Here is an 8,558-nt window from a genome sequence, read left to right as displayed (position 1 = left end):
GCCGGGCGGGCCGGTCCACGAGCCCCACCGGGACCCGCAGCGCGCCACCCGTCGGGAGCTCGGCCAGCGGCGGCGGGTCGTCCAGCGGCGGGAGCCAGACCCGATGTGCCGCTGGACCTCCGAGCGCGCTGACGGCCGCGACCGCGGTCTCCAGCACCGATCCGGAACCGGCCTGCGACGGCGCGGCCGCAGGCGCCGCCACCCGGGCCGCGGTGAACCGGTGCGCACGGCGCGCGACCGGGCTCCGCTCGGGCCGCACCACCCCGGAGACGTACGCACCGCGGAACCGGACGAGCTGGTCGGTGCCCGCCGCGAGGATCGCCGAGCCCGGGGTGGGCGGGAGGGCGAAGGCGTCGGGCACGCCGAGCACCGCGCGGGACTCCGACGCCGAGAACGTGCGCAGCGCGATCCGGTACGACAGGTGCGACTCCAGCCCCCGCAGCCTGCCCTCGTCCAGCCGCTGCGAGGCCAGCAGCAGGTGCAGGCCGAGCGAGCGACCCAGCCGTCCGACCGTGACGAACAGGTCCACCAGCTCGGGCCTGCGCGCCACCAGCTCCGAGAACTCGTCCACGACGATCAACAGCACCGGCAGCGGCGCCAGGCCCGGGTCGGCGGACCGCGCCCGCTCGTACTCGCCGACGCCCACCAGGTTCCCGGCCGCCCGCAACAGCTCCTGCCGCCGGGTGATCTCGCCGGTGACGGCGTCCGCCATCCGGTCCACGAGGGACAGTTCGTCGGCGAGGTTGGTGATCACCGCGGAGACGTGCGGCAGACCCGTCAGACCGAGGAACGTGGCGCCGCCCTTGAAGTCCACGAGCACGAGGTTCAGCTCGTCCGGCCCGTGGGTCAGCACCAGCCCCACCACCAGGGCGCGCAGGAGCTCACTCTTCCCGGAGCCCGTCGCGCCCACGCAGAGCCCGTGCGGCCCACTGCCTCCGGCCGCGGACTCCTTGAGGTCGACACGCAACCAGCGATCTTGCCGCGCTGAGCGCACGAAACGTGCGATCTTGTACTCCCGCACGCACCGGGAGCCGCGCTCAGTCGAGGCCGTGCACGCCTCGGACCAGCGTGACGATCTCATCCATCATCTCGGTGAGCTGGTAGTCCTTCGGCGTGAAGACCGCGGCGACGCCCTTCTCCCTGAGGAGCTTCGCGTCCTCGGCCGGGATGATCCCGCCGACGATCACCGGCACGTCGTCCGCGCCCTGGGCACGCAGCCCGTCGACGACCGCGGGCACGACCTCCAGGTGCGAGCCGGACAGGATCGACAGCCCCACCACGTGCACGCCCTCCTGCACCGCGGCGGCCACGATCTGCGCCGGGGTGAGGCGGATGCCCTGGTAGACGACCTCGAAGCCGACGTCGCGCGCCCGGACGGCGACCTGCTCGGCGCCGTTGGAGTGGCCGTCGAGCCCCGGCTTGCCCACCAGCATGCGCAGCCGCGAGCCGAGCTCCTCGCCGGTCGCGCGCACCCGCTCGCGGACCTCTGCGATCTCCACGGCCGCCTCCCCGCTCGCGACGGCCGCCGACACCCCGGTCGGCGCCCGGAACTCCCCGAACACCTCGCGCAGCGCCCCGGCCCACTCCCCCGTCGTCACGCCCGCCTTGGCGCAGTCGATCGAGTACTGCATGAGGTTCTCGTCCGTCTTGGCGGCGTCCTGCAGGGCCTTGAGGGTCTCGGACACGACGGCCTGGTCCCGGTCGGCGCGCCACTCCTTGATCGCGGCGATCGCCGCGGCCTCGGTGGCCGGGTCGACGGTCTCGATCGCGGCGGCGTCCCCCTGCAGCGGGCTGGGCTCGGTGGTGTCGAACCTGTTGACGCCCACCACCACGTCCTCGCCGGACTCGATCCGACGGCGTCGCTCGGCCAGGGCGCTGACCAGCTCGCCCTTCATGTAGCCGTTCTCGACGGCGGCGACCGCCCCGCCCATCTCCTGCACTCGGTCGATCTCGGTCTGTGCCGCCTCGACCAGCTCGGCGACCTTGGCCTCGATGACCTTCGAGCCCTCGAAGATGTCCTCGTACTCGAGCAGGTCCGTCTCGAACGCCAGCACCTGCTGCATGCGCAGCGCCCACTGCTGGTCCCAGGGCCGGGGCAGTCCCAGCGCCTCGTTCCAGGCCGGGAGCTGGATCGCGCGGGCGCGGGCGTCCTTCGACAGCGTGACGGCCAGCATCTCCAGCACGATCCGCTGGACGTTGTTCTCCGGCTGGGCCTCGGTGAGCCCCAGCGAGTTCACCTGCACGCCGTAGCGCATCCGGCGCTGCTTGGGGTTCTCGACCCCGTAGCGCTCCTTGGTGATCGTGTCCCACATCCGGCCCAGGGCACGGAGCTTGCACATCTCCTCGACGAACCGCAGCCCGGCGTTGACGAAGAACGAGATCCGCCCGACGACGTCGCCGAACCGCTCCTGCGGGACCTGGCCGGAGTCGCGCACGGAGTCCAGCACCGCGATGGCGGTGGACAGCGAGTACGCCAGCTCCTGCGCCGGCGTGGCGCCCGCCTCCTGCAGGTGGTAGCTGCAGATGTTGATCGGGTTCCACTTCGGGATCTCGGTGACCGACCAGGCCACCATGTCCGTGATCAGCCGCAGGCTCGGCGCCGGCGGGAACACGTACGTCCCGCGGGACAGGTACTCCTTGACGATGTCGTTCTGCGTGGTCCCGGCGAGCTTGGCGCGGACCTCGGCGATGTCCATGCCGGAGGCGTCCGCCTGCTCCTCCGCGACCGCGGTGTAGAGCGCGAGCAGCCACATCGCGGGCGCGTTGATCGTCATCGAGGTGTTGGCCTCGGCGATCGGGATGCCGTCGAACAGCGTGCGCATGTCGCCTATGTGGCTGACGGGCACGCCGACCTTGCCGACCTCGCCCTTGGCCAGCTCGTCGTCCGGGTCGTAGCCGGTCTGGGTGGGCAGGTCGAACGCCACCGAGAGGCCGGTCTGCCCCTTCGCGAGGTTGCGCCGGTACAGCGCGTTGGACTTCTCCGCGGAAGAGTGCCCGGCATAGGTGCGGATCACCCAGGGGCGGTCGCGCTCACGGTCGGTCGGGTACGGCACCGGACACCTCCACGTCGAAGACCTCCGGATCGTACTGGGCGGTAGCTCTCGCCACCCCCGACGAACGGACGTCGTCACACCTGTCTGGGTGAGAAAGTACGCGACTGCACGGAAAACCACGCACTCGACCGGTCCAGTCCCTCCCCGATCGGAGGGGTCAGACGCGGTGGTACCTCGCGTCGAAGAAGCAGAAGACGCCGTAGGCCGCGATCCCCAGCGCCACCACCGCCAGCAGCACCACACCGAAGGGCTGGGCGGCGAGGGCCTTGAGGGCGGAGTCGAGGCCGTTGGCCTGGGCGGGGTCGAAGCGGATCGCCGCCGAGACGACGAGCACGCCCAGCACCCCGAACGCGATGCCCTTCGCGATGTAGCCGACCTGCCCGGTGCGCTCGTTCACCGTGCGGGCGTGCCGGTCGGCACCGGCGAGGTCCTGGTCCTCGGTGAACTTCTTCTTCCAGCCGTGCCACACCATCACGCCGCCGCCGACCACGATCCCGACGCCGACGATCGCCACGATGACCTGCCCGCCGGGCAGGCCCAGCACACCCGCGGTGGCGGTGCTGCCCCCGCCGCCCTGGGCGCGACCGTTGATCGCCGTGGTCGCGGTGGCCGCGGCCAGCACGGCGTAGACGACGGCCTGCCCGGCGCACACCAGGCGCTTGACCAGCTTCTTCTTGTCGTCGGTCACGTAGCCGAACCCGAACAGCGCCGTCGTCACGCGCCACACGACCACGCAGACGAACCCGACGAACAACAACCAGAGCAAGACGATGCCGAAGGGAAAGAGTGTACGCTGTCCGCCGCGGGGCTCGCCGGGGCGGTGAAGACCAGCGGCGCCAAGGGCCTGCACATCGTGGTCCCCCTGGTGCACACCGCGTTCGACGACGCCGCGGCCGCCACCCGAGCCCTCGCCGCGCGGGCCGCCGCCCTCGACCCGGCCATCGCGACGACGGCGTTCGTGAAGGAGGAGCGGGAGGGCAAGGTGTTCGTGGACTCCACGCGGGCGGGCGGCGCGACCGTGGTCGCCGCGTACAGCCCGCGGGTCCGGCCAGGCCTGCCGGTGTCCTTCCCGGTGGACTGGTCCGAGCTGGACTCGGTGTCGCCCGGCGACTTCACCATCCGCACCGCGCCGGACCTGCTCGCCGACCGTCCGTCGTGGACCGAGCTGCTGCCCGCCCCGCAGACCCTGCCCGAGGCGGTCGTCGCCGAGGGGCACACGATCCCCGTCGCGCGCGTGCAGGCGATGCACGAGGGCAAGCGGCGCAAGCGCGCCCAGTCCGGATGACACGGAGCCGGGACCGCCCCCACGCGGCCCCGGCTCCCGGTCTCCCCCGGCTCAGCCGGTGACGGGCAGGTGCAGCGGGACGATCGTGGGCGTCGGCGCGGCCTCGCGGTGCGAGGCGGGGACGGCGACCTCCTCGGCGGGCTCGTCCGAGGACTCGGCGGGCGGGTCGCCGTGCTCGTCGTCGGCGGGCTCCTCGGCCGACTCCTCGTCGAACGTGCAGCTCGCGGTGCCGACGGTGACGGTGAGCAGGCTGTCCGAGCCCGCGTGCAGGGCGTCGAGCAGGTCGCCGACGGTACGCAGCAGCGGCAGCTTCGAGGCGTCCCCGCCCAGCAGGCCGACCAGCTCCGGGGCCGCGGCCTTCTCCTTGTCCGTCAGCGTCTCCGCGCGGTTCTTCGCCGACGGCAGCACGGTCACCTTCAGGCCCTCGACGGTCAGTGTGCCGTCCCGGCGGGTCTGCTTGTTCAGCTCGACCTTGATCAGCGGCGAGACGTCCACCGTGGTCCCCGGCTGCGTGGCGGTCAGCGGCTGTCCGAGGATGCTCGCGCCGACGAGGTCGAGCCCGCCCTCGTCCCCGTCGCACCACGTCTTGACCAGGTCCGCCTTGACCAGCTCGAGGATGTCGAGCCGCGCCACGCTCGCCTGCGCCCAGTGCCCCTCGGCGTCGACGGCCAGCAGCGAGGCCGCGATCCCGCTGTCGTTCAGGCTCGGGATCAGCCCGATCGAGGCCAGCTCCTGGTGGTCGGGTTCGCCGTCCACGGACTGCGCGTAGGGCGAGGGGCTGACGCTGATCGCGCCACTGACGGTGAGCAGCGACGCCGACGCCGTGACCTGGGGGTCCGCGGACGCGGCCGTCGAGCCGAGGAGGAACACGGTGGCGGCCGTGGCGGCACCGACCGCGGCTCCTGCGAACTTCTGGGTCTTCACGCGGGTCCCTTTCACGAGTTGTCGATCATGACGAGCGTGCCGAGGGGCACCGTGCTCAGCTGCCGGAGGGCGTCGGCGGGCACCCGGATGCACCCGTCGCTGGTGGCCTCGCCGTAGACGTCGGCGGTGGGCCAGGTGTGGATGGCGACGGTGCCGGGACCGCCGCCGAAGGTGTCGTGCGTGGGGCTGTGCGTGCCGAGCGGGAGGATCACCGGCGAGTAGGTCTGCTTCGCGTCGGTGAAGGCGCCCAGCAGGAAGGTGCGGCCGGTCGGGGTCGGGGCGTCCGGCTTGCCGATGCCGACGGTCCACTGCGCGACCTGCGTGCCGTCCTCGAAGAGCTGCAGCGTCCGCGAGGCCAGGTGCACCTCGACCCGGTACGGCGTCGTCTTGATCTCGAGGTCCTCGACCGTCAGCCAGCCCGTCGACGACGCGGGCCGCGAGGGCAGCAGCACCCGCACCCAGTCCCCGCGCTGCTCCAGCACGGGCAGCCAGGTGTCGCCGACCTGGGTGACCGGCATCCGGGCGAACGGGGTGCCGCCGGGGCCGTCGTGCACGACGGTCTCGCGAACGGGGTGCGCGACGCGGCCGTCGGTGGCGCGGTCCGGCGCGGGGTCCGGCACTGCGCCGGTGAGCTCGGTGTAGGTGCTGCTCTCCGGCAGCGTGGCCGGGTCGACCGCTACGGGCTGCGCCTGCGTCCCCGCCTCGCCCTGCTGCCCGACCGGCGAGGGGGCGCCGCCGAGGGTCAGCCCGAGGCCCAGGACCAGGGCGAGCACCGCGACGACGCCGACGGCGGACCAGCCCGCGAGCGCGAACCGGGTGGGACGCCTGCGGGGCCGCGCGGTGCGCGGACGCGGCGGGAGGGTGTGGTTGGCCATGGGGCTCACCACGACCGGTTGCGGGAGGGGCGGCGGGGGGCGACCGACTCTGCGTGCACGCCCGTGAAACGAGGGGTACCCGATGAGGTGACGGTGCGTTCCGCGCCGATAGCACTCCGTCGCGGCAAACGGCCGAGAGAACGCGCCCGACGGGCGAACCGCGCCGTCCGTCCGACCGATCGTCGACTCGTCGCAGTGACTGATCGTGGCCGAATCGGGCGATGTCACCACACAGCGTGATTCCGGCAGAGTGGTGCCCGTGCTGATGGCGGAGGAGCGGGCGCGGGTCGTGGAGTACTGCCTGCGGATGGCCGCGGCGGGGCTCGCCGTGGGGACCTCGGGGAACGTGAGCGAGCGGCGGGGGGAGTTCGTCGCGATCACCCCGACCGGAGTGGACTACGCGAGGCTCACGCCCGAGCAGGTGTGCATCGTGGACCTCGGCGGGCGCCCGGTGGTCGAGGGACCCGCGCCCAGCTCGGAGCTGCCGATGCACCTGGCGGTCTACCGGGAGACTGAGGCGGGCGCGGTCGTCCACACACACCCGCCGATGGGCACCGCGCTGTCCACCGTGGTCGACGAGCTGCCCGGGATCCACTACCTGGTGATGCGGCTCGGCGGGCCGGTCCGGGTCGCGCCCTACGCCCGGTACGGCTCGGCCGAGCTGGCCGAGGAGGCGGCGCGGGCGATGGCGGGGCGGAGCGCGGTCCTGCTGCGCAACCACGGCGCCACGACCCACGGCCGCACCCTCGCCGAGGCCTACGACCGAGCCGAGCTCCTGGAATGGCTCTGCGGCCTCTACCACCGCGCGCGCCTCCTCGGCGACCCGACGATCCTGTCCGACGCCGAGCTGGCCGAGGCCGCACGGGCGCTGCAGACCTACGGCCGGCCCGGCTGACACTCTCGCGCACATCCGGTCGACGAGAGTGCCGGTCGCTCACCGCTGTCGGGCGGGGGCGGGCCTGCGGCGGGTCGACCACAGGTAATGCCCGGCGACGCTCACGACGATCCAGAAGAGCGGACCCGCCGGCCAGAAGAACGGCACCGGGCCCGCCACCCAGCGGACCACCAGCAGCAGGGTGAAGGCCGCGCCGATCGCGGCGTGGATCATCAGCCTGCGGCGGGCCTGCGGGGTCAGCGCGGCCCGGCGCGGCACGGCGGGTGCGGGCGGCTCCGGCAGATCCGCCACCAGGGGCTCCAGGTCGCCCGCGACCCTCGCCTCGTAGATCGCGCGCTGCCGCTCGTCGGCCTCGTCGAGCGTGAGCCTGCCCTCGGCCGCCGCGTCCCGGATGCGGACGGCGACGGTCTCGCGCTCGGCGTCGGAGATCCGGATGTTCTCGTTCATGTCTCCCCCTTCGATCGGTACCGCTCCACGGTGTCGCGGACCGGCGCCGCGCGCGTCGGTCCACGGGAGCGACCTGACCTGCCGCTCCGGTACGCCCCGGACCCCCGCCCGTACTCCCCCGGGAGTACGCCGCCGGTCCCCCGCGGGGCGACGCCGGCACGGGTCCGGCGTCTCTAGGCTCGGGGGGTGACCGTGCAGGGGTTCCGCGAGCGCGCCTGGCGCGGCGTCGGGCCGAACCTGGTGCTGCCGCTGGTGTGGATCCCGATCGCGCTGGTGGCCGCGCGCAACATCCCGAACTTCGTGCCGGACCAGCGCCCGCTCGACGCCGTCGGGATCGCGTTGATCGTGCTCGGCCCGCTGCTGCTCGTGGTCCGCTTCGCGCTCCCGCGGGCGGTGCTGCTCGGGTGCGCCGCGGTCCTGCTCGTCTACCTGGGCCTCGGGTACGCGTTCGGGCCGGTCGTGGTGCCGTCGTTGGTCGCGGTGGCGCAGGTCGTCGCGATCGGCGACCGCAGGCTCGCCTACGGGGCGACCGTGGCCGCCGTCGCCGTCGGGCTGCTCCTGCAGGTGACGGTCCGGGGCGGGGTGGTGTCCTGGGAAGGCACCCTGACGCTGCTGGCCTGGCTCTCGGCGTACGTCGCGGGCTGTGAGCTGTGGCGGGCCCGGCAGGAACGGCGCGCGCAGGCCCGCGCCGCCCGCGAGGAGACCGAGCGGCGGCAGGCAGGCGAGGAGCGGCTGCGGATCGCCCGCGAGCTGCACGACGTCCTCGGCCACCACGTCTCGCTGATCAACGTGCAGGCGGGCGTCGCGCTCTACCTCATCGACGAGGACCCGGAGCAGGCCCGCCGCGCCCTCGCGACGATCAAGGACGCCAGCGGGGACCTGCTGCGGGAGATGCGGTCCACGCTCGGCGTCCTGCGCGGGATCGACGAGGAGCCGCCCCGGGCGCCGACCGCCGGGCTCGGCGTGCTGGACCGGCTCGTCGCGGACAACGAGACCGCCGGGCTGCCCGTCGACGCGACCGTCGCCGCCCCGGACCTGCCACCCACCGTGGACCTCGCCGCGTACCGGATCGTCCAGGA

At 73.4% G+C, this 8,558-nt stretch carries 8 protein-coding genes and 1 pseudogene; 3 read left to right on the top strand and 6 right to left on the bottom strand.

The features are described from left to right. The 3 genes from H5J29_RS35850 to H5J29_RS12730 form a co-directional block, all read right to left on the bottom strand. On the bottom strand, positions 1–967 hold a 967-nt coding region (locus tag H5J29_RS35850), incomplete at its 3' end, for an FtsK/SpoIIIE domain-containing protein (protein ID WP_446686476.1). Between the two features lie 70 nt (positions 968–1,037). Further along, a complete protein-coding gene (locus H5J29_RS12735; protein ID WP_181781149.1) occupies positions 1,038–3,053 on the bottom strand; it encodes an ethylmalonyl-CoA mutase in 2,016 nt (671 codons plus the stop codon). Between the two features lie 157 nt (positions 3,054–3,210). After that, on the bottom strand, positions 3,211–3,819 hold the full coding sequence (locus H5J29_RS12730; RefSeq protein ID WP_246393795.1) for a DUF1206 domain-containing protein: 609 nt from the start codon (positions 3,817–3,819) through the stop codon (positions 3,211–3,213). Positions 3,820–3,846: 27 nt separating this feature from the next. Between H5J29_RS12730 and ligD the strand changes: the two are divergent. After that, positions 3,847–4,338, top strand: a pseudogene (ligD, locus tag H5J29_RS12725) (non-homologous end-joining DNA ligase LigD); the annotation flags it as partial. Between the two features lie 51 nt (positions 4,339–4,389). Here ligD and H5J29_RS12720 read toward each other — a convergent pair. Both H5J29_RS12720 and H5J29_RS12715 read right to left on the bottom strand, forming a co-directional pair. Further along, complete coding sequence (locus tag H5J29_RS12720) at positions 4,390–5,262, bottom strand: choice-of-anchor P domain-containing protein (RefSeq protein WP_181781147.1); 873 nt, start codon at positions 5,260–5,262, stop codon at positions 4,390–4,392. 11 nt (positions 5,263–5,273) lie between these two features. Then, a complete protein-coding gene (locus tag H5J29_RS12715; protein ID WP_181781146.1) occupies positions 5,274–6,137 on the bottom strand; it encodes a protein-sorting L,D-transpeptidase LdtCP in 864 nt (287 codons plus the stop codon). Between the two features lie 259 nt (positions 6,138–6,396). Here H5J29_RS12715 and H5J29_RS12710 point away from each other — a divergent pair, with 259 nt between their 5' ends. Beyond that, complete coding sequence (locus tag H5J29_RS12710; RefSeq protein ID WP_312858183.1) at positions 6,397–7,032, top strand: class II aldolase/adducin family protein; 636 nt, start codon at positions 6,397–6,399, stop codon at positions 7,030–7,032. Between the two features lie 39 nt (positions 7,033–7,071). On the opposite strand, the gene H5J29_RS12705 is transcribed toward H5J29_RS12710, so the two are convergent. Continuing rightward, entirely contained in the window at positions 7,072–7,479 is a 408-nt protein-coding gene (locus tag H5J29_RS12705; protein WP_181781145.1) for a DUF1707 SHOCT-like domain-containing protein, read from the bottom strand. A gap of 186 nt (positions 7,480–7,665) precedes the next feature. Between H5J29_RS12705 and H5J29_RS12700 the strand changes: the two genes are divergently transcribed. Beyond that, the coding region (locus H5J29_RS12700; RefSeq protein ID WP_181781144.1) for a sensor histidine kinase at positions 7,666–8,558 on the top strand (893 nt) is incomplete at its 3' end.

Source organism: Pseudonocardia pini (genome assembly GCF_013870575.1).
GTDB lineage: Bacteria > Actinomycetota > Actinomycetes > Mycobacteriales > Pseudonocardiaceae > Pseudonocardia > Pseudonocardia pini.
The sequence above is the reverse complement of the archived record's forward strand: the minus strand, read 5'-3'. Positions and strand labels throughout refer to the sequence as shown.